The sequence below is a fragment of the Labrenzia sp. THAF35 genome (genome assembly GCF_009363595.1).
Lineage (GTDB): Bacteria > Pseudomonadota > Alphaproteobacteria > Rhizobiales > Stappiaceae > Roseibium > Roseibium algicola.
The window spans coordinates 3,769,838-3,794,932 of sequence record NZ_CP045380.1 but is presented as its reverse complement, the minus strand read 5'-3'; the positions used below and the strand labels follow the sequence as shown (position 1 = coordinate 3,794,932).

Here is a 25,095-nt window from a genome sequence, read left to right as displayed (position 1 = left end):
TTGCTGTTTAAAAACAGCAATTTAGCAGCACTCTACAGGCACTGCTAACAACAAGAGCCTTGGGCCGCAAGGAGCATCATTTCACTTGAATGGTGGTCAGATACCCCAGAAAGGCGTCGATGTCATCCGGTTCCAGCGCGAATTCCGGCATGTTGTCATGTGCCGTCACGATGCCTTCCGCCAATGGTTCTTCCAGGCTTTCCAGCGGATACCGGCTGGAAAGATCACGAAAGGCAGGCGCACCAGCCTGTGCACTCTGGTCGTCCCTGCCGACTGCATGGCAGGTAGCACAATGGATTTCCGCCAGCTCCCGGCCGGTCGCAACGCTCACCGGATCCGTCGGATAAGCTCCGTCAGAAGCCAAGGCAGACGATGTTGCAAACAGGATGACGGCGACACCAAAAAACGGCTTGCTGCGCGACACTCTACTTCCCTCCCTTGAATCAGTTTCGCTTTTATAGAAGGTTCGGAAACAGAAACCCATTAGGGGGAACACGGTGGCCACGGAAAATGTGCCTTCAACACCAATGTTCTCGACGCCTGTATCTCTATATAACCGGGATCAGCACCCGTTCACCGGAGGAAACATGAACCAGCTGCCGGCTTCCATTGACGACACTCTCGCCCTGATGGATCAGGCGGGCTACGTGGCCGACCGGTCGCTTGCCACCGTTCTGCATCTGGCCCTGAAGATGAAACGCCCCCTGTTTCTGGAAGGCGAAGCCGGTGTCGGCAAGACGGAAATTGCCAAGGTCCTGTCGTCGACACTCGGAAGAGACCTGATCCGCCTGCAATGCTATGAAGGCCTCGACGTCGCCTCCGCGGTCTATGAGTGGAACTACCCCGCTCAGATGGTCGAAATCCGTGTCGCGGAAGCAGCCGGTGACACTGACCACTCCGAGCTTTCCAAATCGATTTTCGACGAACGCTTCCTGATCAAGCGCCCCGTGCTGCAGGCGCTCGAACCTTCGCTGGCAGGCGCGCCGGTGTTTTTGATCGACGAACTCGACCGGGCGGATGAAGCGTTCGAAGCCTTTCTTCTGGAAGTTCTGGCCGATAACCAGGTGACGATTCCCGAGCTCGGCACCGTGAAGGCAGCAGAGCCGCCCATCGTCATCATCACCACCAACCGCACGCGTGAAATTCACGATGCCCTGAAACGCCGCTGTCTCTACCACTGGGTCGACTACCCCGATGCCGAGCGTGAACTGGAGATTGTCCGCCGCAAGGTTCCCGGCGCCGCCCAGCGCCTTGCAAGCGAAGTGGTCGCCTTCGTGCAGAAGCTGCGCGCCGACGAGGATCTCTTCAAACAGCCGGGTGTCGCCGAAACGCTGGACTGGGCAACAGCTCTTTCCGAACTCAACGAAATGGCGCTCGATCCGGACATGGCATCCGACACGCTTGGCGTTCTGTTGAAATACCAGGACGACATCGAACGCGTCCGTGGCTCGAAAGTGCGCCAGATGATCGACGACATCCGCAAGGACGCTCCTCACCAGCAATCCATGCCGGCGGTTTGAACAGGTGACAAGAGTACAAGGGGCCCATCGCACTCATCCGGGAGGCTGCAATGACACCCTCTCCTGAGTTGCGATCGCGGATCACGGACAACATCGTCTATTTCGCGCGAACGCTGCGCAAGGCGGGCGTTCCCGTCGGCCCCGCCTCCGTGGTGGATGCGGTTGCGGCCGTGGAAGTCTCCGGCATCGAAAACCGTGAGGACCTCTACTGGACACTGCATGCGGTCTTCGTGCGCAAACGCGAACAGAAGGTGCTGTTCGACGAGGCTTTCCGGATCTACTGGCAAAGCCGTGGATTGATCGAGAAGATGCTGGCGATCCTGTCGCCGGTCGCCCCGCCCAGAGGTGAGCCTGAAAAACCGAAAGCCGGCCAGACACGGGTCTCGCAGGCGTTTCAGGCAGCGCAGGAGCGCGTCGCCGAGGAAACCGTTCCCCAGATCGAGATCGATGCAAAGTTCACCGTCTCCGGCAAGGAATTGCTGCAGACCAAGGACTTCGCCCAGATGACGTCGGATGAAATTACCGAGGCCAAGCTGGCGCTAAGGGCCATGACAATGCCGTTGGACAAGATCAGGCTTCGTCGCCTCAAGCCGTCGTCCAGAGGAAAAGTCGATCCACGCCGTACCTTGCGCGCCTCCATGCGGGCCGGTGGCGACATAATTGATCTGAAATTCCGCAAACCTGCGGAAAAGCGGCCACCGCTTGTCGCCCTTTGCGATATCTCCGGTAGCATGAGCCAGTATTCCAGGCTTCTGCTGCATTTCCTGCATGGTCTGACCGTGGAACGGCGGGATGTACACACATTCCTGTTTGGCACACGTTTGACGAACGTCACGAGACAATTGCGCATGAAGGATCCTGACGAGGCCCTGGAAGCTTGCTCGTCAGGTGTCGAGGACTGGTCGGGTGGCACCCGCATCGCCTCTGCGCTGCATGATTTCAACCGGCATTGGTCTCGCCGCGTCCTGTCGGGGCAGCCGACCGTACTGCTGATCACCGACGGTTTGGAGCGTGATACGGACGAGGATCTTGAGCGGGAAATGGACCGGCTGCACCGCTCTTGCCGTCGTCTAATCTGGCTTAATCCCCTGTTGCGCTTCGAAGGTTTCGAAGCAAAGGCAAAGGGTATCCGCGCCATGCTGCCGAATGTGGACGAATTCAGGGCGGTTCATTCGCTCGACGCGGTTGCCGATCTTGTCGCTGCGTTGACAGGTTCAGGTGGTCGCGACAGCAGTGCCAATCCGAAGCGTTGGCTGAAACCGTAAACTGGTAGCCCATTGCGCAGACGTGTCCAATTGACATTCAAAAGTCAGGATGACGGCGCCTGACTGGCCTGGTTTCATGCAGGTTGGAAGCAGGTGATTTTCTGCCTTAAAATGACGGCACTAACAAAGAGACCCTGCCAGCTTCGTGTTGGGGCACTGGAAGTTGACAGGGTCATTTGAGAGGTCGTTTACAGGCCTCGGATCCACCATATATTCAATTTCATGAAACTAAATGCGACATGCTGCCTCTGCGGCAGGGTGTGCGCTGCCGCATGAACTTGGCCTCGAAACCGCGATTAAACTGCGCTACACTTTTGTGGTGTGAAACAACCGTTACTTCTTGAATTTGCTACCGCGTTATGACCAGGAACAATAATCAGGATCTCGACAAAACAGTCTACCATCAAGTGATTGGCTGTTCGCTTCTGCTCGTCATCCTGTTTGGTCTCGGACACAACGTCTATCTTTCTTCCGGCGATCCCTTTTCCGGCCCAAAACCGTCTACTCATCCAATCACAGCACTTGGTTTTCTCATTCTGGCCGGAGCTATCTTCTTTCGCCAGCAATGGGCGCGCTCGGTCTGGCTCAGGGGTACCTTGTGCTGCCTGATGATCCTGCTCTCGGGCCTTCGTATTGCCGAGAGCCTGTTTCCGGATCAGATCACGCTATTTGCCGACAGCTGGCTGTCCCATTCACTGGAATCGGTCAATATGTACGGCCGGTTCTCGATTGAAACGGCTCTGTTCCTGTTTTGCTGCTTCAGTTTCGAGCTTTCCCAGGAACGGCATACGGTCGTCAGGCTGCTTCTGGTGTCTGTCTGCCTGGCCGTATTGTCGTTCGGCTTTGCGGAAACAGTCTATGCATTCTTTCTGTGGGGGAACGAACTGTCGATGATCACGCAATTCGGCATGTGGCTGGTGTCGGTAGACCTCCTGGTCCAGATGCGCAATCAGGCTCCTTTCCAGAGTGTGATGCAACCGGGCAGATCAAATTTCCACCGTCAGTTCACCGCGCTTGCTCTTTACCTGCTGCCCATGATCATCGGCACGGTCGTGCTTCATAAAATGCAGATTTCCCCCTCCGAGCAGGCCCCGTTCGAGCTGTTCTTCGCGGGAACAAGCTGCCTGCTGCTGGGTGTCGTCCTGATGCTGGGAACCTATCTGGACCGGAAGAAGCCCCCCGAAAATGCCTGGTCGGCACCGTCGTCCGGACGCAGCCGCAAGCGGGACAGGTAAGACTGATCTCCTCGCCAGTTACCGGCTAGCCAACGAGTGCACTCGGCTGGTTCAGGGCAATGCCACCACAGGTGTGCGAACCGTTACCCTTTGAAACAGGTCCTCGATGTCGTGGTTGGCCATCCGGATGCAGCCATAAGAAACCGCGCGCCCGATGGAGCCAGGCCGATTGGTGCCGTGAATGGCGTAGTTTCCGTTGGACAGCGTCATGGCGGCAACGCCCATCGGGTTGTTGGGCGCACCACCGCGAATGACCGTTGGCAAATGCGGAAAGTCTCGACGGACTTCGTCCGACGGCGCCCAGTCGGGCTTCACATATTTAGCCGTTATGAATGCCTGTCCGGTCCAGGATTTTTGCCGTTTGCCGACTGCAACCTTGTAGCGGATCGCCCTGTTGGCGCCGAGCACCAGATAAAGCCGTTTTTCGGAATTCTTGATGACGATTGTTCCAGCGCGAAAGCGGGCATCGGAAAAGCCCACCACTTCGGCGGCATTGGCAGACTTCGGCGCGACACTAATTGCAACAAGCATCACCAAAGGTATGAAAACGCGGAACAAGGAGACCAGGCGCATTACAAACTCCGTGCAGTTGCGCCGAGATTACCTTGCCCCTTCCCTTGAAAGAACCGGGACAGGCCTATTTTCTTACCAAAAGGTTAATCAGCACTCCAACGTGAAGAGACAATACGGCCAGCCAACTGGTATCTGGGGGCGAGCGAATACCGGTCGAACAACCGCATCTTTGCCTGTGACAGGCGTCACCGCGTCTGACGGAGCCTCATGAGATAGTGCGTCCATGGCTCGGAGAGAGAGCCTGAGTTGAAAAACTTGCGGAACATGGCCGCACCAGTTGCATCGTTGATCTTGTTCAAGGACCTGTCGAATGACCCAAACATCTGCCACGACACGCGGCTTCAAACGCCCCTTTCGAAAAACCGTCGCAACCTTCGCCTGTCTTGTCGCACTCGCCGCGGCACCTTTGCCTTCATTCGCCGGATCCCTGACTGGCACCTACCTGCTGTCACCGGCTCAACTGGCCACCGGCTTTTCTGTCCGGGTCCTTGGACGCGGTCCTGTAACGGGTGAATTCAAGACCGTATCCGGCAAGATGACACTTGATCAAAACCGCCCGGAGAAGAGCCGTGTCGTCGTAAAGGTCGACCTGAGAAGTGTTCACACTAACAACGACAAGGTTACAGGTTTCCTGAAGAGTTCTGCCATGTTTGATGTCGCCAACCACCCGGTGGCCACATTCCAGAGCACCCGGGTTCATATTACCGGCCAGAACACGGCGGAAGTCGAAGGCGTCTTGAACCTTCGCGGAAAGCAGAAACGCACCAAGCTTTCGGTGAAGATTACCGACAGCAAGGCAAACGGTCAGGTCGGGTTCGAAGTGTCAGGCGGGTTTTTCCGCAGTCTCTATGGCATGGATGCCGGTTTGCCGATCTACGCCGACAAGGTCAATCTCGAGATCAGAGGCACCGGAAAACGTAGCTGACCTACACCATTTGCCTTGTATTCCTGAGAAGCACGCGTGCCTGCAAGGGCCGCGTGCTCTTGCATTATGGGGCAGATCTAGCGGGCTTCTGGCACACTATTGCGCCACTCATAGACAATGTAGTCCGGCAGATTGCTGTCGCCGTTGCCGTCGAAAGTTACATCTCCAAGCACCGTGTCGAAGGTTCCTTCCTGAAGAGCAGTCGCCACGCCTTGCAACGCCGTACCACCAGCGACCTCGACAGCCTGTGCCCAGGCCTGAATTGCGGCATAGGTCGTCAATGTGAAGCGATCCGCGGAACCTCCCGCCGCTTCCAGATCAGCAACCAGTTCCTGCGCTTCGGGGCGATCCCGGGGGATCTCCGGATAGGTCAGCAAGGTTCCATTCCCCGCCTCACCTGTGACGGACCAAAAATCCTCCGTCATCAGTGCATCACCGGCCACCAGCACCGCGCCCAACCGCTGACGGTCCATCTCCAGCTTTATCAGCCCCGCTTCCGGGTGATAACCGCCAAGGTAAACAACATCGACAGCCTGAAGCTTCAGTTGCGACACGAGGCTGCGGAAATCGTCACCGCCTGCGTCAAACCCCAACGCCATGCTCTCGCTGGTTCCCAGCTCGTTCACGACCGCCTTGACCGCGTCGGCAAGACCTTTGCCGTAGGCTGTCTTGTCATGCAGAATTGCAATTCGTTTGTCGCCGAATTCATTCACCAGCAACCTGCCGGCCACGTCCGCCTGCCGGTCATCCCTCGGGGCGAGACGAAAAATGCCTTCGCCTTGCCGTTCATCGGTGAATTTCGGCAAGGTCGTTGCCGGTGACATTTGAACGATCCCCGCTCCGGCATAGACTTCAGAGGCTGCAATAGAGCTGCTGAAGCAAAGGTGGCCGGCAACAAAGACAACGTCTCTGCCGATCAACTGGTTGGCCACGGCCACAGCCTGGTCCGCATCACAGCCATCGTCGACAGTTTCCAGCACCAGCGTCTCGCCATTGACCCCGCCGGCCGCATTGAGGTCGGCAACCGCCTTTTCCGCGCCGATACGCATTTCTTCGCCGAAAGCAGCAAACTGCCCTTTCATCGGCCCGGCAACAGCGATCCGGATGTCGGCGACAGCAGGTGTCGCAACGACGCTGTAAGCCAGGAGGCCAGCACTGGCCAGAAACTGCTGAAAGGTCATTCGTCTCCCCAAGATCCGGTGATCGCCCCCTACCCCTAGCGCGGCCCGGTCTGCAGCTCAATCCGCACTTGTGGCTTAGGTGGCAAATGCGGAACACCTGCCCCATATGAATTCATGAGCTTTCCGGCCCACGACTTCGGTTGGAGGGGTTTACGAGACCTTCCGACGTGCGTTCATAAGGTGTTGACCTTGAAATATCAGAAAAACCCGTCTGCCTCATGTCGGGCACAGCATGGTCTAGGCATCCTTTCCGTGGCCGCCTAAACTCCCGTCCGCGTCCGACAGACGAATGATTCCCGCTGAGCCGCCCAGGAGCCGACTTGATGTCCCCAACCTCTTCAGAATCCGAAGACCAGGACAGGCTTCCTCTGGAGACCGCCATTTTTCGGGAAGCCATGAGCCGGATTGCAGCTGCCGTTCACGTGGTGACCACTGACGGCCCCGGAGGCCGCATGGGTGCAACCGTTTCGGCTGCCTGTTCAGTCAGCGACGAGCCCGCCAGCATTCTGATCTGCCTGAACAGGAAAACACGCATTCATGGCGCGGTTCTCGAAAACCGATGCTTCTGCCTCAACACGCTCAGCGACGATCACGAGGAAATTTCCGACACCTTTGCCGGGCGAGACAAGCTGGACATGCCGCAACGGTTCGAGAAAGGCGACTGGACAAGCCTGGCCACAGGCTGCCCCGCCCTCGACAGCGCGCGTCTCAGCGTCGATTGCGAGGTCTATTCAGTCACCGAAATGGGGACGCATTCGATCATCGTCGGCACCGTGACCGACCTTCGGATGACCGATCCCGGCAAATCCCTTCTCTATGTCCGCCGCGGCTACAAAAGCCTCGACACCTGACACGCAGCCGATCACACTCCTTATCGTCCACCTTTAATCGAGGACCGTCTGCCCATGGCCGGTTTACGCAACCTGATCACCGATGTCCCGGGCCTCAAGGTCGGCAATGCTTCCGATCTTGAACTGAAATCCGGGGCGACCGTGCTCGTGCCGGACGAACCCGCGGTCACCTCGGTGGCCATTCACGGCGGTGCACCTGGCACCCGTGAAATCGCGCTCTTGGAGCCGGAGCAGACCGTCGAGAAGATCGACGCCATCGTGCTGGCCGGTGGGTCCGCCTTTGGTCTGGATGCCGGCGCAGGTGTCCAGGGACGCCTTGCCGAACTGGGTTACGGGTTCCAGGTCGGCCCGGTCCGCGTTCCGATCGTTCCCACCGCCATCCTGTTCGACCTCCTGAACGGCGGCGACAAGAGCTGGGGACAGGCAGCGCCTTACCGGGATCTCGGCCGGTCTGCACTTGATGCAATCGGCCATGATTTTTCCCTAGGCTCCATCGGTGCCGGCACCGGAGCCACCACCGCAAATCTGAAAGGCGGCCTCGGGTCTGCCTCCCATGTACTGGAAAACGGCATTACGGTCGGCGCCATTGTCGCGGTGAACGCGCTTGGGCGGGCAACCGTGGGGGACAGCGCGCACTTCTGGGCGGCCCCCTTTGAAATCGGCGATGAGTTCGGTGGCCTGGGAATGGCGCATCCGCTGCCGCCGGACAGCATCACGGTCCGCACCAAACTTGACGGCCTCAAGGCCGGTGCCAACACCACGATCGCAGCTGTCGCGACCGATGCCATCCTGACCAAGGGCGAAGCGAAACGCCTCGCGGTCATGGCGCATGACGGGCTCGCGCGGGCTCTCTGGCCCGCCCACACACCGCTTGATGGCGATCTCGTCTTCGCCCTCTCCACGGGCCAACGCCGAATGGAAAACGGACTGGAAGACATGGTTCAGCTCGGTGCGGCAGCCGCTTCGTGCCTGGCACGTGCCATCGCTCGCGGCGTCTATAATGCGTCCCCGGCAACCGACGATCCGGTCCCAACGTGGCGAGAGCGGTTCGGAAGCTAGTCACCAGATCCGGCGCGCGCCGACCTGCGTAAACTGGGCAGATTTTCCTGAAGGAGGTTCTGCCCATCATGACCCGCGTTCACCGTTTTCTGCTTCTCGCCATGTTCGCCATAGGTGTCGCTGCTTCTGTTCCGGCCGACGCCAAATCCCTGGTGCTGGAAGAATTCTTCCGCGGAAAAACGGTGGGCAAGGGCGTTTTTGAAAGCAAGATCACCGGTGTCTACCGACCATTCACCGTCACGTTGACAGGAACCTGGAACAGCAAGACCTTTACGCTCCGGCTTCGCGAGGACTTCGTCTACGAAGACGGTGAACGTGATACCAAGACCTGGTTCTTCCAGAAGGTTGCCGAAGACCGATACATCGGCCAGAGAGCCGACGTACTGGGTCCGGCAAACGTTCGTACGGATGAAAATGGAGACCTTCGTTTCTCCTACGTCGCGAGCCTGGAGACTGAGAACGGGCCATTGCTGCTTCGTTTTGACGACACGCTGACACAGGTCGACAGAAACACGGTCAGGAACACCGCCAAGGTCATGAAGGCCGGGATTACGGTCGGTACGGTTTCGCTGACATTTAAAAGGTAAAGCTTCCAGGGCTCAGGTACGACTTGGCGCTTGATCGGGAGTGATTTCAAGCCTTTACTCTGCGGATGAAATTGTCCGTGGGGGCTTCATGATACCGATCCGGCACTTCCTGCCACATCTCCTGAACCTGATGTTTTCAATGGCTCTTGTGGTAGCGGGCCTTGCAAGCCAGTCAACCTTGGCAAGCGCGATGGGCACGGGCCTTGCCGAAACGCTTGAAAACAAACTGCTTGAACCGTTCGACGGCGACTTCGACGCCTTGCTCAAGCGTGGCTACATTCGGGTCCTGATCCCGTTTTCAAAGACCGGTTACTTCATCGACAAGGGCGTTCAGCGCGGCAGCTCGGTTGATCTCATGACCGAGTTCGACAAATACCTGGACAAGATCCACGAGAAGAAGGCGAAGGATGCAAAGCTGGTACTTGTCCCGACCCCGAGAGATCACTTGTTTTCAGATCTTGCCGCGGGCAAAGGCGACATCGCGATCGGCAATCTGACCATTACCCGCGAACGGGAAGATCTGGTCGCCTTTTCGTCCCCTTTGCTGAAGGATGTGCACGAAGTACCGGTCACCGCCGCAGGGGTTGCCGACCTTCCCTCACCTGAAGCCTTGTCAGGTCAGACCGTTCACGTCCGCGCTTCATCTTCCTATTATCAGAGCCTCAAGGCACTTAACGATACGCTCGGCAAAAAAGGCGCCAAGCCGGTCGACATTGTGACCGCTGACGAGCACATGGAAGACGAGGATCTTCTGGAAATGGTGTCAGCCGGCGCCATTTCCATGGTGATCGTGGACCAGCACAAGGCCGAACTCTGGCTGAAAGTTCTGGACGGCCTGAAGATGCATCCCTCGGCAGCCGTGCGCACGGATGGAGAGATTGCCATAGCCGTTCGCAACAATGCGCCGGAGCTCCTGAAGGAAGTCGATGCCTTCGCCGCCACCGTGACAAAAGGCACCCTGCTCGGCAACATCATCCTCAAGCGATATCTGAAAGAGGCCGACTACCTCCGGGACATGCGCAGCGCGGACTACAAGAACGACCTCGCCAGTCTGCAAACCATTTTTCAAAAGTACGGCGACGAGTATGAGATCGACTGGCTTTTGATCGCCGCGCAAAGCTTTCAGGAATCACGTTTCGACCAGAAAGCGCACAGCCGCGCGGGCGCCGTTGGACTGATGCAGATCAAGCCGGCTACGGCCAAGGGCGACCCGATCAACATCAGCGGCATTGATGCAGATCCGGACAAGAACGTTCAGGCAGGCGTCAAATATCTTCGGTACCTTGCCAACCAGTATTTTGCCGGTCTTCAGACACGGGATGCCAACCAGACCTTCTTTGCGCTTGCGGCCTACAACGCCGGCCCCAGCCGGTTTGCCAAGCTGCGCGAGAAAGCCAAGCAACAGGGCTTTGACCCGGACAAGTGGTTTGACAACGTCGAATGGATCGTGGCTTCCGAAATCGGCCGGGAACCTGTCGATTACGTCGGCAACATCTACCAGTATTACGTCGTGTTCTTCAACGAACAGCAGCGTCGGCAAACGGAAGCCGCCGAGAAGGCGGCAGCTGGAAACTAGGATCACTCGCGGGCAACATGAGGACGTTCAACGAAGGCCGTTTGAACGTCCACCATGACCGATGCAAAACGCTTCAGGCAACCTTGCGACCAAGAGCAGCGGCCCGCGCCAGCATCTTCCGCTTTGCCTCGCCGCTCGAGCCGCGGATCGGCGAGAACATATGGTAGCCTTTGGGCTTGAGACCGCAGAAATCGAGGATCTGCTTCTCGGTCTGCTTTTTGGCACCGGCACCGTAAATCCAGGTGAAGTACCAACCCGGTGTGTCGGAAGTCACCAGAACCTGCGCGGTGCGGCCCTTGAGCAGTTTCTCAGGCAGAGGCTTGCCTTTCACGTATTGAAAGGACATGCCCGGCAGCAGGATCCGGTCGAACAACCCCTTCAACCTGCCCGGCAGACCACCCCACCACAATGGGTGCGTGAGCACGAAATGTTCACACCACAGGATATCCTGCCACAGTGCTTCGAGGTCAGGCTCCAGAGGCTTCGCATCCTTGAAGGATGACACTCCGAAATCCGCGTCGAAGTCCAGGTCGGCCAGATGCCTGACCCGCACTTCGTTTCCACCCTTTTGCGCATGATTTGCATATTCCGCCGCGAGGGCGCCGCAAAACGTGTCCTTGGCCGGGTGTCCCTCCAATACCAGTACTCTTGTCATGTCCAACCTTGTGAGCTTGCAGGCGTCAAACGCCAAAATTGACCGTGGTCATTTTTTGACATTCCGCATCACATCCGTCAAGATATTTTTTGACCACGGTCATTTTAACGGAAAATCATGACACGCAAACCACAACAGCGGAGCATTGCCACAAGGGCACGGGTACTGGCTGCCGCACGCGATCTCAGTCAAAAACACGGATTGGACCTGGTTACCGCGGAAGCGGTTGCTCAGGAGGCAGGTGTCGCAAAGGGGACCGTGTTCTCGCATTTCGGCGATATGGACGGCCTATTGTCCTACGTGCTGCTGGACCGGCTGAATGCCCTGCGTGCGGCGACGTCCGACGAAGCAGCAGAACCCGACCAATTGTCCGACCCTGTCGGACTGCTGACCCGGCGCATGATGGCCCTGATCGACGTCATCACCGACAGCCCGACAATCCTGCGGCTGTTCCTGGACAATATCGGTGTGACCAAACCCAATTGCGCTGCTGAATTTGTCGAAACTCTGGACGCCCTCGATGCGGAACTGGAGCATTTCCTGACGTTCTGGCAACAGGGGGCCAGCCTGAAGCCGGAGCTGAGGCAGGACCGGTCACCCAAGGAAATGGTCGATGGCTTGATTGCCTTCATGATCCATGGAGCCATCCTGGTCAAAAGCCATCAACTGACTGACAGGGCGGAACTGGAACACCGGCTCCACCGCCATGTCGAAGCTTTCCTGATCAGACAATGAGAGTGATCAAAGCGGGCTCGAATAGTGTGACCGCATCTTGAGCGGCAGGGTTAGCTCAACCCTTCCGGTCTTCCGGCATTTCCCCCGGCCAGAACACGACGTGGTTCTCGTAGTCTTCCAGAGCCATGCCGTCTTCGGGGATCGTCCGCCCGCGAACGGAAATGCCCGCCTGATGGACTGTTTCAGGATCTCCCGACACCAAAGGATGCCACCAGTAGAGATCCTTGCCTTCCCGCACCAGCCGATAGGCACAGGTTGGCGGCAGCCAGGTCAGTGTCCTCACCTCACCCGGTGTGAGCTGAATGCAGTCCGGCACGATGGTTGCTCTGTTGTCGTAATCCTTGCAGCGGCAGCTGGTGCCATCAAGCAACGTGCAGGCAACATCCGTCCAGACGATTTCGCCGGTGTCCCAGTCCTCAAGCTTGTTGAGACAGCAGCGTGCGCAGCCGTCGCAAAGCGTTTCCCACTGGGACTGCGTCATGTCTTCCAGTGTGCGGGTTTTCCAGAACGGAAGCTCGCGTGAGGTATCGTCCACAATCATGAAGTCTTGTGCGCCTTTCTTGGGCCGGAACAATCGGCGCCTATCATGCTACAGGCTGTCGGGCAACCCGGGCGAAAAAACGGGCTGTTTTTCCTCAATGAAATTGCAAGAACTTTAGGTAAACTGTTCCAATGAAAGGGGCACGTTGGCAACCAGTTTGCACGACCTCGAAAAACGGCTAGTTTGGGCCGGTCCTTTTTGATCCGGAGACCTTGTTCGCGTGACGGACAAACCGCAATCAGATGATGTCGAAACCGGCAATCCGCCGGAGCAGAAGCCGCCGAAAAAGCGCAATCGTATTCGCCGCTTTTTCCTGGCGATCGATGCCCTTATCGACACGGCCCTGTGGAAGAGCGGAACAGCTATCCGCCGGATATTCGAAGGCTATGACGCCTTCTTGCGGCGGTTCCGGGCCAAGGGCATCTGGCGCGTTCTTGCCGAGCTTTCGTCTGACGGCCTGACTTACGGTCTTGCCGGTTTCATCGTGGTGCTGGCCTTCGCCCAGCCAGCCTTCGAGGCAACCCGCTATGCCGATTGGAAGACCACGGACGATTTCGCGGTGACCTTCCTGGACCGCTTCGGCAAGGAAATCGGCCGACGCGGGATCGTTCTCAACGACAGCGTCCCGCTTGAGGAAATTCCAGACTCCCTGATAAAGGCGACGCTCGCCACCGAAGATCGCCGTTTCTTCAGCCACTTCGGAATTGATTTTTTCGGCACCTTCCGGGCCATGGTCGAAAACGCACGCGCAGGCGGTGTTGTCCAGGGCGGTTCGACGCTCACCCAGCAGCTGGCCAAAAACCTCTTCCTGACCAACGAGCGCAGTCTCAGCCGCAAGATCAAGGAAGCTTACCTGGCGCTGTGGCTGGAAGCGAACCTTTCCAAGCAGGAAATCCTCAAGCTCTATCTCGACCGCGCCTACATGGGCGGCGGCGTCTTCGGGGTGACGGCCGCTTCCGAATTCTATTTCAACAAGAATGTGCGTGAGCTGACGCTTGCTGAAAGTGCCATGCTGGCAGGTCTCTACAAGGCACCGACCAAATACGCCCCACACATCAACCTGCCTGCAGCCCGCGCGCGTGCCAACGAAGTCCTGTCCAACATGGTACAGGCCAGTTTCCTGACCGAAGGCCAGGTGATCGGCGCGCGCCGTAATCCGGCCCTGGCTGTCGACAGGTCTCAGGAACAGTTGCCGGAATACTTCCTCGACTGGGCGCTTGAAGAGGTCAAGAAACTTGCACGCCGGTATCCGGCACTCGCCCGCGACCGCATCGTGACCGTACGCACCACACTGGACCCGGCGCTGCAGCGCCAGGCGGATCTGGCAGTGGAAACCGTGCTTCGGGAAAACGGAAATTTGCGCGACGCTCGCGAAGCGGCGATGGTTTCGATGATCCCGGACGGGGCCGTCGTTGCCATGGTCGGTGGCAGTTCCTATGGCGAAAGCCAGTTCAATCGCGCCGTCAACGCGCTGCGCCAGCCGGGATCCTCATTCAAGCCCTTCGTCTACATGACGGCTTTCATGAACGGCTATTCCTCGGACAGCGTGGTCTCCGACCGGCCGGTCTGGATCGGCAACTGGTCGCCCAAGAACTACTCCAGAAGCTACCGGGGTGCCGTCACGCTGAAAACCGCGCTCACCAAATCCATCAACACCATTCCGGTGATCCTTTCGCTTGATTTCGGCCGGCAAAAAATCATCGATACGGCGTATCGCATGGGCCTGACCCACGAACTGGAAAACTCCGTGTCGCTGCCAATCGGCTCATCTGAAGTCTCCGTCATCGACATGGCATCGGCCTATTCCGTTTTCGCCAATGGCGGAACCAAGGCAGCGGCCTATGCGGTTCTGGAGATCAAGAACAGCGCCGGCAAGGTTCTCTACCGGCGTGAACGCGACGAGCCGCCTGCAGTTCGTGTCCTGCCGGAGGAGAAAGTTCAGGAAATGAACGAGATCCTGGTCAATGTGGTTGAGGCCGGCACGGCACGCCGGGCGCAGATTGACGGTGTGGTCGCAGCCGGAAAGACCGGAACCACCAACGCTTACCGTGACGCGTGGTTTGTCGGCTACACCGGCAACTTTGCCACGGCCGTCTGGTTCGGCAACGACGATTTTACCTCCACGCGGCGTGTCACCGGCGGCAGCCTTCCTGCCATGGCCTGGCAGAAATACAACGCCTTTGCCCACAATGGCATCGAGCTTGCCCGGATGCCCGGTGTCGATCCGGAAAGCCTGCCGCGTCTGGCCCGAACCGCACCGGCAAGGCTGGCTACAGACACCAGCGACACTGCGCAGCCACGGGTCCTGAAACGGCGCACCCAGGATCTCCTCTTGCAGATCGGCCAGGATCTGCGCCTGCTGCTTGAACAAAAGAGCGCCGATGCCGCCCCCGCTCAAGGGCCTGCCAACACCGATGTCGCGGCGGTGCAATGAGCGATACAGGATTCCGGCCCGCACATGGCGAGGCAGACTGGTATGACGAAAGGCTTCCCCGTGCCATCCGCTCGCATCGGGGCAATCCTTTTCGCACACTCGCCACGGTGACGCTTGTCGTCGTTCTGGCCTCCTTGCTCGGCATCAGCTCCGCCTATCTGATCATCGAGCGGGAACAACCGCTCAATGCGGTCACCATCGGCCCGTGGCACGCCTATCCGAAAGCCGGCACCTCCGAAGCCGATCCCTATTCCGTGGCGATCTACACAAGAGGCGCCGTCATTCCCCTGGCATCGGGCGAAGGGCTTGCTCTGGTCGCGCGCGAAGACAGCAACGGCCACCAGCTTGACCCAACATGTGAGTACCGTATCGCAGGCCAGACCCCGTCTGCACGGCTCTGGACCATGACCGCGGTCGATGGCCACGGCCACCTGGTCAAGACGATATCTGGCCGGGTGAACCTTGCAAGTGACACCTTGCTGCGAAACGCGGACGGCACTTTCGAGATCGTCGCTGCCACCCGCCCCCACTCCGGCAACTGGCTGCCCCTGGCGAGCGATGCAAGGGCCGCCGACGGTCTGCGCTTCGTGCTCAGGGTCTATGACGCTCCGGTCACGACAGGTGCAGCCCTAGATGGCGTCAGCATGCCGACCATCGACAGGTTGGGCTGCCCATGACCCTTTCTTCACGTTTTTCCCTGTCGGTTGGCCTGCTGGCCACGCTATGTCTTGCTGCCATCATTCACATCCTGGTTGTGTTGAGCATCCCCCAGAACGTTCTGCACAGTGCCTATGACAACATCGGCAACCACGGGCCGGACCGGCAGTTCAATCTGCTGCCGGACGTCCACCCCGGCGAGGAAGCCCTGCCCGATCTCGATCCGGCCATGAAGCACGCTGCCTGCCGGTTTCAGCTCGCTGACGGGCCGGTTCTCTTTGATGCCAGCATTCCGGTTCCCTTCTGGTCCATAGGACTGTTCAATGCGGCTGGAGAGGCCGTCTACAGCCTCAACAACCGCACCGCGGGTGCCGAGCGCCTGTCAATGCTGGTGCTGACAACGGAACAGCTGTCGATCCTGCGGGAGAACCCACCGGAAAACCTGGAAGATCTCATCGTCATTGAAACGGAAGAGCCGCTAAGCGGTTTTGCATTGTTACGGGCCTATGTGCCCCACCCGACACGGGCGGACAGCATCGACCGCGCTCTCAGGGCCGCAAGCTGCGGCTCCATTCGCTAAGATACCTGCAATCATGAAAACCGGTCAGGCCGGGACGCTGTCACGCCCCGACGCCGCAACTGGTCACGATATCGGAGAAACCGCGTTCCGCAGGTGAGAAATGTCGTTGTCGGGCATACCGGTTGCAAGCGTTTGTTGCTGACCGTAGCTGGAACTATTGCCAACCGGTGCTGCCTCATTGAGCGGTGACAACGGACCGAGCGCCTCGAACAGGTCTCCCAGAAGATCCTTGTGACGCTTCCAGCGGCCGATCGATGATCTGAACATCGGCTTCCGTACCTGGAGATTGGAGAACGTCGTCACGGGACTGTCGCCGTTATAGAACTCCAGGCATTGTTCTTCCCAGTCCATTCCTGTGCACGCCAGCAGCGCCTTGCTTTCCTTTTCCTGGTTATGAACCAGGTCTTCGTAGGAAAGCGTGTGGATGCGGACCGGCAGCACCTTTTCCCAATGTTTCATCAGACCGTCGTAGGCGACGAAATAGCTGCCCAATGACTTCTGCGTCATGGCGTAGTTATGCGCGGGCGAAAGCGAATGCGACAGGAGCGAAACGCATGTGTCCGCAGGACAGCGAACGCAATGGATGAAAGCCGCTTTCGGAAACAGAAGGCTCATAAGCCAGAGCACTTCGAAATTATGCGGCATCTTGTCGGTGACACGGTCTGCTCGCCGGTCGATTGCACTCAGTTCTGCAAGGTACTGCCTTGCAAACTGCTTGAACTCACGCGGCCCGAGGCTCTTCAACCGGTTTTCCAGGGCAACACTTGGCGCCCCCCGCAAACCCAGGTCCTGTTGCAGCAAGCGGAAATACGGAATTTCCGCACCGCTGACGATGCGCGAGTGCCGGCTCACGATCTGCTCGGCCAGGGTCGTGCCTGATCGCGGCATGCCGAAAATGAAAACCGGCCGCTCCGAGGGATCCTCAAATTCCGTCCGTTCGGCGAAAAATGCCTCGTTGAACACCTCCTTCATGAAGGCGATGCGTTCTTCATGAGCTTGCTGATCGAACGACTGGTAGCGCAACCGGCGAGCGGAGCGGTAGTGCTGGGCAGCGCGCGCGGTGTCTCCCAGGTCGTAATGGATCTTGCCGGCCGCCCAATGCAGGTGAGCGTGCTCCGGAGCAGGCAGTGCGCTTGCCTGTTTCAACAGGTCATCGATCTTGGCAAGTTCAGCCGGCTCTTCCCTGTAGGTGCGTGCCATCGTCAGGCAGTGAAGGGCGGAGGGCAGTTCCTTGCCCAATGCGATGGCTTTTTCGAACCAGGCGACAGCCTCGTCAATCTGGCCGACAGTGATATCGAGCTGGCCCATGCCGACAAGGGCATAACCATTTTCCGGATCGATCGCCAATGCACGCTGAAAGCTCTGTCGTGCCAGCACCGGCTGACGCTTGAGCGTGTAGAGGTCACCGAGATGGGCATGGAAATCAGCGGCTTTAGGTGCAAGGGCCACGGCTTTTTTCAGCGATTTCAGCGCGCCGGCCAGATCGCCAGCGTTCATGAGGGCCAGACCGAGCAACTGATGCACCTGCGGGTGCTTGCCGGCCTTGCGCTCAGCCTTCCGCAGCATCTCGATAGCAAGCCCCACGTCACCGTTCTGGTAAGCAGCAATGCCCAGCGAAAAATTTGCCTGCGGGTTCTTGGGGTCGAGCTTCAGTATCTCCTCAAACATGCTGAGCGCGATTCCAATGCGTCCGGCATGTTGATGGGAGAGCGCTTCTTTGACGAGAAGCGTGATGTTCGGACTCATTCGACCACCTTCAGGTTCCCGGGAGTGACTACCCTGTAAACTAAACGGTTTAGTTCGACGCCTGAAGAACGGCAAGCCACAAAACCCCTTCAAAGACATCCTTTTGCCGGAAAAACGACGAAAATTAGGCTAAGAGTTTGTGATCACGTCTCTTTTTTCAGTGTTCACATTTTTTTGCATTGCAATAAACAAAACTTATGCGCGCATGCCCTAAAGGCAAGTCAATCTGATAAAAAGTGAAGCAGAACAAGTAAAACGAGATTTTGAATGTCGTGGTTTGGTAAAAAAATAATACCGAGCGGTATCGTTTAAAAATTTTGAATACGCTTAGCTTACGAAATATATTCTGGTCGGTTTCTTGCAAAAGAACCCGTGCAGAAGTCTTCTCAAAGATGTTTTGTCAGACCTTGAACGACCGCGCCTGCAGCCTGTGGAAAAGCAGTACCGCCTTTACAGCCGAAAATGTATCCGCGCATCAGTAGATCTGACGTGGGCAGAATATAGCACTCAATAAAATGTCAGAATTCGGGTCTGAAATTCGGGAGCGGGCTATTTCACGACCGGCGCGCGTTCAGTTCCCCACCCGGTATAGATCCGGGACCTGCGAACAGGCTTGTCGTCCCCATAACGCTTGTCCGGATCGCAACCGGCTTCGGCAATGCGAACCTGGCCTTCCAGTTCCCGAATGGCGTTATTGACCTTCCAGACGCGATCGCGGGTCGGCGTTTCGATCTCCAGTCCGTCGAGCGCCTTCTTGTAGGCGATGATCCGATACCGCAGCGCCTGACCGACCCATTTGATCATCACCCGGTTTTCCCAGACGCGCGCCTTCGCGCCCTCATAGGTTTCCTCGGACTTCACAGGCTTGTTCTGCAGAACTCGCAGCCGCTCGTCGTCAGCGGCCTTCACGCGCAAGGCCACTTCGCAGAAAGGCATCACCAACTCCGCATCGCCGGATGCGTCAGCGGCAATCTTGTCGTAGCGGGCATCGGAAGACTGGAATTTGTCTGAGCGCAGATAGATCAGGTAAAGATCAGACGGCACGCGCCCCTCAACTTCCGGAAGAACGCGTGTTCGCGACAGTTCAACCATGGTCCCGCCGATCCAGTCCTTGGTCCATGGCGGACGGATCAGCGTCCAGCCGCGGTTGCGCATCAGCTTTTCGTCGTTCGTGTAGTTGAACTTGGAAACCGGATCACCGCGCAGGCGTGCCGCTTCGTCGCCCGCCGCCGGCATCACCCTGTCATGAATGACGGAAGGCCTGGCACGATCAAAATCCCCTGTCGGGCGCGTACAGGCAGCAAGGCTGACGGCAATCAGCACGGCAGCGACGACAATGGCGCCCTGCCCTGATCTGCGACCGCTCTCCGCGAGGGATGCGGTGGCGGATTGTTCCGCTTTGCCTTTGCCCATCGGGCGCTTCTCCAGGCCGCTAAAAAGAAACTTCTCCTGCGCGGCTGGAGAGGCTTGGACCGTCAGTCCTTGTCGGAGCCAGCAGGTCCGGCCGCTTTTCCGATGGTCGCGATTCGTGCGGCAAGATCAAGGTCATGGCGCTCGTACCGGACACCTGGGAAGAGGATAACTTCTCCAAAGGTCTCTCGGCTTGCCATACGGCGCTGATTGGAACGATAGCCCACACGTGCTGCGGGGCGTTGAGCTGATGTAAAGTCCAACAAGGTGCCCATCGTCTCCTCCTTCGGTTCCGATCTCCCCTGACGGCGTATTACCGGCGGGGAACGGTCAAACGGGCGACGCATTACTTCCTGCTCTTCATTAAGAAGCTGTCAGGGTTAACAGCATGCTAACGCTTTTCCTGCAATTTGAACGAAGCAAGTTCCTCCGGTGGTCCGGTCTTTCGTATTTTGTAGACGGGTGTCATGCGCCAAACCCAACATTTCAGTCAGTCTTTGCCGAATTCCGCTTCTCCGGACAAATCCGCGTCCACAAAGGGCGATGATCGTGGTGTCCTTCTTGCCGCAAGTGAGCTGTTTGCCGGGCGCACTCGGCATGATGTTGAAGAAAAACGCATTTTTCTGGAGTTGGCGTCAAACTTCCTGCCTAAAACCTCACTGCCGGACAGGCGCCGGATCGCAAATCTGCTGGCTGCGCATCCGGAAATACCCGACGACCTCCTGACGCAGCTCGCATCCGACGAAGACGAACTGACGGCCTATCCGGCCCTTCGTTACAGTCCGAGGCTTTCTGTGGATCTCCTTTTGAAGGTTGCGGAGGCTGGTCCGGATTCCCTCCGCAAAGCGGTCGCCAACCGGCCATCCTTGCGCGAATCGGTGATCACGACATTGTGCGAACACGCCGGAGCCCCTGTAATCCGCATCCTTCTCGACCGGGAAGACGTCACCCTGACACAAGCTCATCAGGCAAAACTCAGTTGTCGTAGTGACATCGTTGCCACTCTTGGTTTAGAATTGGCAGGTCAGGACGCATTAAACCCGGATGGACTTATGGGACAATTCCTGCATTTACCAGCTCCGCTCAAATCGAAAGCGATCGCCGCGGCGGAGATGACCAGCCTGGTCAAACAGGCACAAACCCCTGGTTCCGCAACCGACAGACGCACGGACACCGCGCGCCTCAAATTGCGGGACGCACTGGTGAGCGAAGCCCTTTTCCAGCAGCGGTCCCGTTTTGCGGATCTCCTGGGCCAGGGGCTCGGACTGCCACAGACCACTTGCGATCTGCTGATGCATGACGATCAGGCCGAAGGTCTGACCGTTGCATTGAAAGCGCTTGGTATGTCGGCGTCCGAAGTCACGACCGTGATGATCCGCATGCTGGGTGAAAACCTGTCACTGGAAAGACTGCGCGGCCTGCTGCGCCTCCATCGCACGCTCAGCCAGGGCGCTGCCGAGGTGCTGGTCGGCCAGTGGATCCTGCATGACCAGGTCACTCAGCCCGTATCTGCACAGCTTGACTCGCAATATCAGGACGGTTCGCGCCGCGATACGGCGACAACGGACGGACAGAAGTTTGGTTTCGCTCAAGCCGAAACCACTCGCAAGTCGAACCGTTCCTGAGAACACCCGCTCAAGCACTGTGTTGCGGGAGGGCTGAACGCCCATATTTAAATCTGCACTAAAAGCGGAAGAGATTCGTGTCGGGCTTCGGCTCATCCTGCACCAATGGCAGGTCAATCCTGCCGTCGCGTGCTTCGATGTCCACCAGCCAATAGTCCGGATCCATTCGCGCTTCGCTTGCCAGCCGCGCGTCTATCGTTTCCCTGTCCGCCCGTTCGAAGACACTTTCGAACAAGCGCCCCTGCGGCAGACTGCTGAACATGGCTTGCGGCGCCGGGCCATAGAAGTCGAAGCTACCGTCAAGACGGTCCACACAGATAAAGACCGCACCGGCTTCGGGAGCCCCTTTCCTGGAAACAGCTGCAAAGCCGCCCTCGCCGAATACGCGCCGGACCAGTGCACTGACGAAAAACTCAGATGTAACCCGCATGCTGACCGCCTCTGCCGAACCCGCCGGCACTCCCGAAGATGGAGAAGGAAGGCCCTGCTCTACGACAGTTGCGCTTACGCGGCAACTTGCCGTCCGGCAATCTAGCCGGACAGCGACCGGCCACTGACCATTTCCAGGCGCTCGATGACCTTGGTGCCGGGTTCGCCCGTCAACGGCAGGCCCCTGTCAAATTCAAACCGCCTGATGGCAGCGGTGGTATTGGCTCCCATCACGCCGTCCGCCTTCAGCGGACCGTAGCCGAGTTCGGACAACGCCTGTTGAATCTTCATCAACTTCGGATCGGACTCTACACCGGCATCGGCACTGTCGTCGGCACCGGCATCAAGAACTTCAGCGCCGTCTTGTCTTGTCGTACCCGAGAACCCGGGCTTCGGACGAGGCACGGGACCATTCACGGACGTTACGGGGCTTTCTCCCTGCATCAGCACCAGAGCAAGCAGCGCTTCCGTTGCCTCTCCGGTCTCGATCTGTCCGGCGTGACGTTCAAAACCACGGATGGCACGCTCGGTCGCCGGGCCGTTCAGTCCGTCCAGGGGGCCTTCGTACAGGCCGATCTTGCGCAGGGAGATCTGCAGGTCGAGTACAAGGGTGGAGATCTCCTGCACCTGAAGCCCGGGACTTCTGCCATCCGGTTCCGGCAGCTGCATTGTATCCGGTCGATCTCGTGTCGTGAACAGCGGCGCGGGATGCCGGCCAGGCTGCAAGCCGACCGCATTGGCCACGATCAGGCATGCCGTCAGCCCCATCACCACAGTACCACCCGCTGCGACAGGATTGTCGAGCGCCATATGACCGGCCTTCGCCATCAGGGATTCCGACGACTTTGCTTGCTGCGCCTTGGTCTGCTTTGTCGTTTTCTTTGCTCTTGCCATTGCGCCTATGCCGATCTTGCCAATTGCTCGACACAGAGCACCTCGCCGGTCCGACCGGCGCTCTGCTGCGCTTGCGTCCGAAGCGGCAGGGTCACAGTCACGCTTTCCCCCTGTCCCAGAATGGTCTGAACAGTCAGGCTGCCGCCCATGCGCTCCAGAAGGGCCCTGGAAACGCCCAGCACGGTTGCCGCGGCCTCGGCGCTCCAGCAAAGGCTGGACTGGCGGTTCTTCACCGAAAACACATAGTCGGTGTAGCCTGTACCGAGATCGACACCAACGCTCACCACGGCGCCAGCCTCGGAAGTTTCCACCATATCCACCAGCAGGAAACACAGTGCCTGCCGCAGCAATTTTCTGTCGGCAGCAACCAGCGGACTGTCCTGGCCGGGCTCCATTTCCAGAGCAACACCGCGACGCACGGCCACCCTTGCGACCATGTCCATGCATTGAACCAGACAGGCTTCGACATCAACACCGGTAATCTCCGGTTCGCCGGGAGATCTGTCGGCCGGAACCAGATCCAGAGCCGCAGTGAGCGAGGCCAGGCCCCGTTCGCCGGTTTGCCGCAGGGACTGTACCGCCAACTTGAGCACAGGATCGGAAGTATCACGCCCCAGGCGCTCGAGACGTTCGGATTGCGCCAGAATGTCCGACAGCGCCTGCGAAGCTTCAACGCCCGCCGTTTCAAGCATGTCCCGCGAAATTCGGTCCGCGCGTGCGCTTCCGTCTGTGGCGAATCCCGCGGTCTTGCCTGCCGACGGATCGATGGGTTCAAGAGGACGAAGCGTCAGCAGAAGTGCCGCTCCGTTTGCAGAAGACGGGCTGTTCTGCCGGCTGGCGCGCAGCTGCACCTCCAGACGCCGGTAGTCGGCCTGCCCTGCTTCACCCGGACGATTTGCGCCAATCCTCAAACGTGCCTCGAAGGTTCTTGTGGCGCCACTCAAACGGGCTTCGGAAAGACAGGTCAGATAAAGCGGCCGGTCCGCAACGTGAAGGCGCGGAAACAGCCAGTCCTCCCCGCTTTCGACCGGCAGGTGCCCGAGCACATCCTTCACCGGGCCACCAATGACCTTGAGGCCACCGTCAGGCCCGAGTTCACAATAGATGTCGGAGACACTCTGACTGATCTGGAGGCGTCTTTCCTCCGTTGCCCTCACAACTTTTTGCGCAAGAGACCGGTCAAGCGCGATGCGTAGCGACAGCAAACCGACATAAAGCAGAGCCGCCAGCGTCGCAAACGGCGTCGCCAGCCCTGGAAATCCGGAAGCCGGAAGGACAGGCAGCGGAACAAACATCAGGGCAAGGACCAGGGCACCGCAAAGCCCCGTCACGGCGAGTGCCGTCCGCCGGCTTGCTGCGAGCGCAGCCTCCATCGGCGGCACCAGCAACCAAGCCAGCGCAAAGGACAGCGCACCGCCGGTAACCGCGCAGACGCCGGCAACAAACACCGCGAACAGGGAAGCAGAAAGACCGGCAGCCTTGGACAGCGCCCCCGACTGGGACAGATAAAGTGCCAGAGGCCATTGGCTCAGCATCCAGGCGAGCGCGAGAAGAGTGGCTGCCTGAGGCGGTCCGGCCAGCGCCAGATGCAGTGGCAGTACCACCAGAGCCGCAGCGCCGCTGACGAAACAGCTGAGCAGAAACGAACGATGCAACGGTGCAAGAAAAGGATCAGAAGCAGCTTCGGGATGAATCATTCCATCCACGCGAGCCACCCAATGCCCCCAGATATTTTGCATGTTTTTCAGAAGGTTACGCAATCTACTCTACCACACAACAATCGCGGAAACATCCGCTCGCACCTTTTGTACGGCCATTGTCGGTTGCAGCACTTAAGGAACGATAAAGGATGAATCCAAATTGCGTTTTTTTCCGAAAAACCCATTGGCCTCAATATCTTGACCGGAATTAGCTAAAATTTGAATCAATATTTCAGAAAATACGATTTAAATACCTGATTTATTTTATGAAAATTGGCTTTTCCCGCTCAACCGGGGATTCTCATGTCGCTGGTAATGTGTCCTCATAACAAGCGTGCCAACGGCACAAAGGCACGCAAGACAGAACAGACTATGGGTAGCGACATGTTCTTTCTCTTGAGGACGGCCTTTTGGCTCACCTTGGTGCTCGTCCTGATTCCCCTCGGGTCAGATCAGGAAGACACTTCGACGGAAAACATCGATCCGGTGTCGGCCTTCCTGGCGGCACAGGCAACGATGTCGGACATCGGCGGCTTTTGCGGACGCAATCCGCAGGCCTGCGAAACGGGAGGCGATGCACTGACGGCAATCGGCAGCCGCGCACGCGACGGCGCTCGGATTGTCTATGAGTTTCTCGACACGCAGATTGCCGAGAAATCGGGAAGCGAACAGCTGGTGACCGGCTCGACGCCCGTACCGAGTGCTGGCACGACGTCCGGCCAGCCTTCTGGCCAGGAACCCCAGGTTTTCGCCGGCACACCATCTTGGCAGCCGGTCTTTGATAACGTCTCTTCCAAAGAGGCAGTGCTTGGGCCGGTGCCACGGCCCAAACCACGCTCAGGCCAAAAGACCTGAGCACACTGGTCGTTCAAGATCCTACGACCTCCTGGATCTGAAAACGGCCGATTGCGCCCCCG

At 58.3% G+C, this 25,095-nt stretch carries 25 protein-coding genes; 14 read left to right on the top strand and 11 right to left on the bottom strand.

Translation table 11 applies throughout. The features are described from left to right. Window positions 1–76 precede the first annotated feature (76 nt). Entirely contained in the window at window positions 77–424 is a 348-nt protein-coding gene (locus FIU93_RS17390) for a cytochrome c (protein WP_152506295.1), read from the bottom strand. Between the two features lie 163 nt (window positions 425–587). Between FIU93_RS17390 and FIU93_RS17385 the strand changes: the two genes are divergently transcribed. The 3 genes from FIU93_RS17385 (at window position 588) to FIU93_RS17375 (ending at window position 4,020) form a co-directional block, all read left to right on the top strand. Beyond that, window positions 588–1,520: a MoxR family ATPase gene (locus FIU93_RS17385; RefSeq protein ID WP_023001036.1), complete on the top strand. Its 933-nt coding sequence runs from the start codon at window positions 588–590 to the stop codon at window positions 1,518–1,520. 50 nt (window positions 1,521–1,570) lie between these two features. After that, the gene (locus tag FIU93_RS17380) at window positions 1,571–2,785 is read left to right on the top strand and encodes a VWA domain-containing protein (protein ID WP_152506294.1); all 1,215 of its coding nucleotides are present in this window, start codon (window positions 1,571–1,573) and stop codon (window positions 2,783–2,785) included. A gap of 359 nt (window positions 2,786–3,144) precedes the next feature. Beyond that, entirely contained in the window at window positions 3,145–4,020 is an 876-nt protein-coding gene (locus FIU93_RS17375; RefSeq protein ID WP_152506293.1) for a hypothetical protein, read from the top strand. Window positions 4,021–4,071: 51 nt separating this feature from the next. Here the strand turns inward: FIU93_RS17375 and FIU93_RS17370 are convergent, their stop codons facing one another. Next, a complete protein-coding gene (locus FIU93_RS17370; RefSeq protein ID WP_209010077.1) occupies window positions 4,072–4,551 on the bottom strand; it encodes a L,D-transpeptidase in 480 nt (159 codons plus the stop codon). Window positions 4,552–4,903: 352 nt separating this feature from the next. On the opposite strand from FIU93_RS17370, the gene FIU93_RS17365 reads away from it, so the two are divergent. Further along, complete coding sequence (locus FIU93_RS17365) at window positions 4,904–5,518, top strand: YceI family protein (protein ID WP_152506291.1); 615 nt, start codon at window positions 4,904–4,906, stop codon at window positions 5,516–5,518. A 77-nt stretch (window positions 5,519–5,595) separates the two neighbouring features. Here FIU93_RS17365 and FIU93_RS17360 read toward each other — a convergent pair whose 3' ends face one another. Further along, entirely contained in the window at window positions 5,596–6,699 is a 1,104-nt protein-coding gene (locus tag FIU93_RS17360) for a branched-chain amino acid ABC transporter substrate-binding protein (protein ID WP_152506290.1), read from the bottom strand. A gap of 323 nt (window positions 6,700–7,022) precedes the next feature. Here FIU93_RS17360 and FIU93_RS17355 point away from each other — a divergent pair, with 323 nt between their 5' ends. The 4 genes from FIU93_RS17355 (at window position 7,023) to FIU93_RS17340 (ending at window position 10,772) form a co-directional block, all read left to right on the top strand. Further along, the gene (locus FIU93_RS17355; RefSeq protein WP_023001030.1) at window positions 7,023–7,550 is read left to right on the top strand and encodes a flavin reductase; all 528 of its coding nucleotides are present in this window, start codon (window positions 7,023–7,025) and stop codon (window positions 7,548–7,550) included. Between the two features lie 48 nt (window positions 7,551–7,598). After that, window positions 7,599–8,609 carry a P1 family peptidase gene (locus FIU93_RS17350; RefSeq protein ID WP_189640135.1) on the top strand — a complete coding sequence of 337 codons (1,011 nt, stop codon included), beginning with the start codon at window positions 7,599–7,601 and terminating at the stop codon, window positions 8,607–8,609. A gap of 68 nt (window positions 8,610–8,677) precedes the next feature. Then, window positions 8,678–9,196, top strand: a complete 519-nt coding sequence (locus FIU93_RS17345) for a DUF3833 family protein (protein ID WP_152506289.1) — start codon at window positions 8,678–8,680, stop codon at window positions 9,194–9,196. Between the two features lie 88 nt (window positions 9,197–9,284). Beyond that, window positions 9,285–10,772, top strand: a complete 1,488-nt coding sequence (locus FIU93_RS17340) for a transporter substrate-binding domain-containing protein (RefSeq protein WP_152506288.1) — start codon at window positions 9,285–9,287, stop codon at window positions 10,770–10,772. A 73-nt stretch (window positions 10,773–10,845) separates the two neighbouring features. Here FIU93_RS17340 and FIU93_RS17335 read toward each other — a convergent pair whose 3' ends face one another. After that, window positions 10,846–11,427, bottom strand: a complete 582-nt coding sequence (locus FIU93_RS17335) for an NAD(P)H-dependent oxidoreductase (protein WP_152506287.1) — start codon at window positions 11,425–11,427, stop codon at window positions 10,846–10,848. Window positions 11,428–11,544: 117 nt separating this feature from the next. On the opposite strand from FIU93_RS17335, the gene FIU93_RS17330 reads away from it, so the two are divergent. Next, a complete protein-coding gene (locus FIU93_RS17330) occupies window positions 11,545–12,162 on the top strand; it encodes a TetR/AcrR family transcriptional regulator (protein WP_152506286.1) in 618 nt (205 codons plus the stop codon). Window positions 12,163–12,217: 55 nt separating this feature from the next. Here the strand turns inward: FIU93_RS17330 and FIU93_RS17325 are convergent, their stop codons facing one another. Beyond that, window positions 12,218–12,703 (bottom strand): YcgN family cysteine cluster protein, encoded by a 486-nt coding sequence (locus FIU93_RS17325; RefSeq protein ID WP_152506285.1) that lies wholly within the window; start codon window positions 12,701–12,703, stop codon window positions 12,218–12,220. A gap of 220 nt (window positions 12,704–12,923) precedes the next feature. Here FIU93_RS17325 and FIU93_RS17320 point away from each other — a divergent pair, with 220 nt between their 5' ends. Genes FIU93_RS17320 through FIU93_RS17310 form a run of 3 tightly spaced genes read left to right on the top strand, consistent with a single transcriptional unit; the run spans window position 12,924 to window position 16,374 of the window. Continuing rightward, complete coding sequence (locus FIU93_RS17320) at window positions 12,924–15,137, top strand: PBP1A family penicillin-binding protein (protein WP_152506284.1); 2,214 nt, start codon at window positions 12,924–12,926, stop codon at window positions 15,135–15,137. After that, window positions 15,134–15,814 carry a DUF1214 domain-containing protein gene (locus FIU93_RS17315; RefSeq protein ID WP_152506283.1) on the top strand — a complete coding sequence of 227 codons (681 nt, stop codon included), beginning with the start codon at window positions 15,134–15,136 and terminating at the stop codon, window positions 15,812–15,814. Before FIU93_RS17320 ends, FIU93_RS17315 begins: the two co-directional genes overlap by 4 nt. Next, window positions 15,811–16,374, top strand: coding sequence for an N- anchored protein (locus tag FIU93_RS17310; RefSeq protein WP_023001021.1), 564 nt, complete (start codon window positions 15,811–15,813; stop codon window positions 16,372–16,374). The genes FIU93_RS17315 and FIU93_RS17310 overlap by 4 nt, the downstream gene beginning before the upstream one ends. Before the next feature lie 63 nt (window positions 16,375–16,437). On the opposite strand, the gene FIU93_RS17305 is transcribed toward FIU93_RS17310, so the two are convergent. From FIU93_RS17305 to FIU93_RS17295, 3 genes are all read right to left on the bottom strand, one after another. Further along, entirely contained in the window at window positions 16,438–18,120 is a 1,683-nt protein-coding gene (locus FIU93_RS17305; protein ID WP_173017347.1) for a tetratricopeptide repeat-containing sulfotransferase family protein, read from the bottom strand. Between the two features lie 549 nt (window positions 18,121–18,669). Beyond that, window positions 18,670–19,533 carry a hypothetical protein gene (locus FIU93_RS17300; protein WP_152506281.1) on the bottom strand — a complete coding sequence of 288 codons (864 nt, stop codon included), beginning with the start codon at window positions 19,531–19,533 and terminating at the stop codon, window positions 18,670–18,672. Between the two features lie 62 nt (window positions 19,534–19,595). Continuing rightward, entirely contained in the window at window positions 19,596–19,805 is a 210-nt protein-coding gene (locus FIU93_RS17295; protein ID WP_031269292.1) for a hypothetical protein, read from the bottom strand. A 192-nt stretch (window positions 19,806–19,997) separates the two neighbouring features. Between FIU93_RS17295 and FIU93_RS17290 the strand changes: the two genes are divergently transcribed. Next, window positions 19,998–21,155, top strand: coding sequence for a DUF2336 domain-containing protein (locus tag FIU93_RS17290; RefSeq protein WP_152506280.1), 1,158 nt, complete (start codon window positions 19,998–20,000; stop codon window positions 21,153–21,155). A 58-nt stretch (window positions 21,156–21,213) separates the two neighbouring features. On the opposite strand, the gene FIU93_RS17285 is transcribed toward FIU93_RS17290, so the two are convergent. The 3 genes from FIU93_RS17285 to FIU93_RS17275 all read right to left on the bottom strand — a co-directional run bounded on the left by FIU93_RS17285 (window position 21,214) and on the right by FIU93_RS17275 (window position 24,184). Further along, entirely contained in the window at window positions 21,214–21,585 is a 372-nt protein-coding gene (locus FIU93_RS17285; protein WP_031285039.1) for a DUF1491 family protein, read from the bottom strand. Window positions 21,586–21,686: 101 nt separating this feature from the next. Further along, window positions 21,687–22,412: a peptidoglycan-binding domain-containing protein gene (locus FIU93_RS17280; RefSeq protein WP_209010153.1), complete on the bottom strand. Its 726-nt coding sequence runs from the start codon at window positions 22,410–22,412 to the stop codon at window positions 21,687–21,689. A 71-nt stretch (window positions 22,413–22,483) separates the two neighbouring features. Continuing rightward, on the bottom strand, window positions 22,484–24,184 hold the full coding sequence (locus tag FIU93_RS17275) for a HAMP domain-containing histidine kinase (RefSeq protein WP_152506278.1): 1,701 nt from the start codon (window positions 24,182–24,184) through the stop codon (window positions 22,484–22,486). Window positions 24,185–24,481: 297 nt separating this feature from the next. Between FIU93_RS17275 and FIU93_RS17270 the strand changes: the two genes are divergently transcribed. After that, the gene (locus FIU93_RS17270; RefSeq protein ID WP_081713271.1) at window positions 24,482–25,033 is read left to right on the top strand and encodes a DUF5330 domain-containing protein; all 552 of its coding nucleotides are present in this window, start codon (window positions 24,482–24,484) and stop codon (window positions 25,031–25,033) included. The last annotated feature ends 62 nt before the right edge of the window (window positions 25,034–25,095 follow it).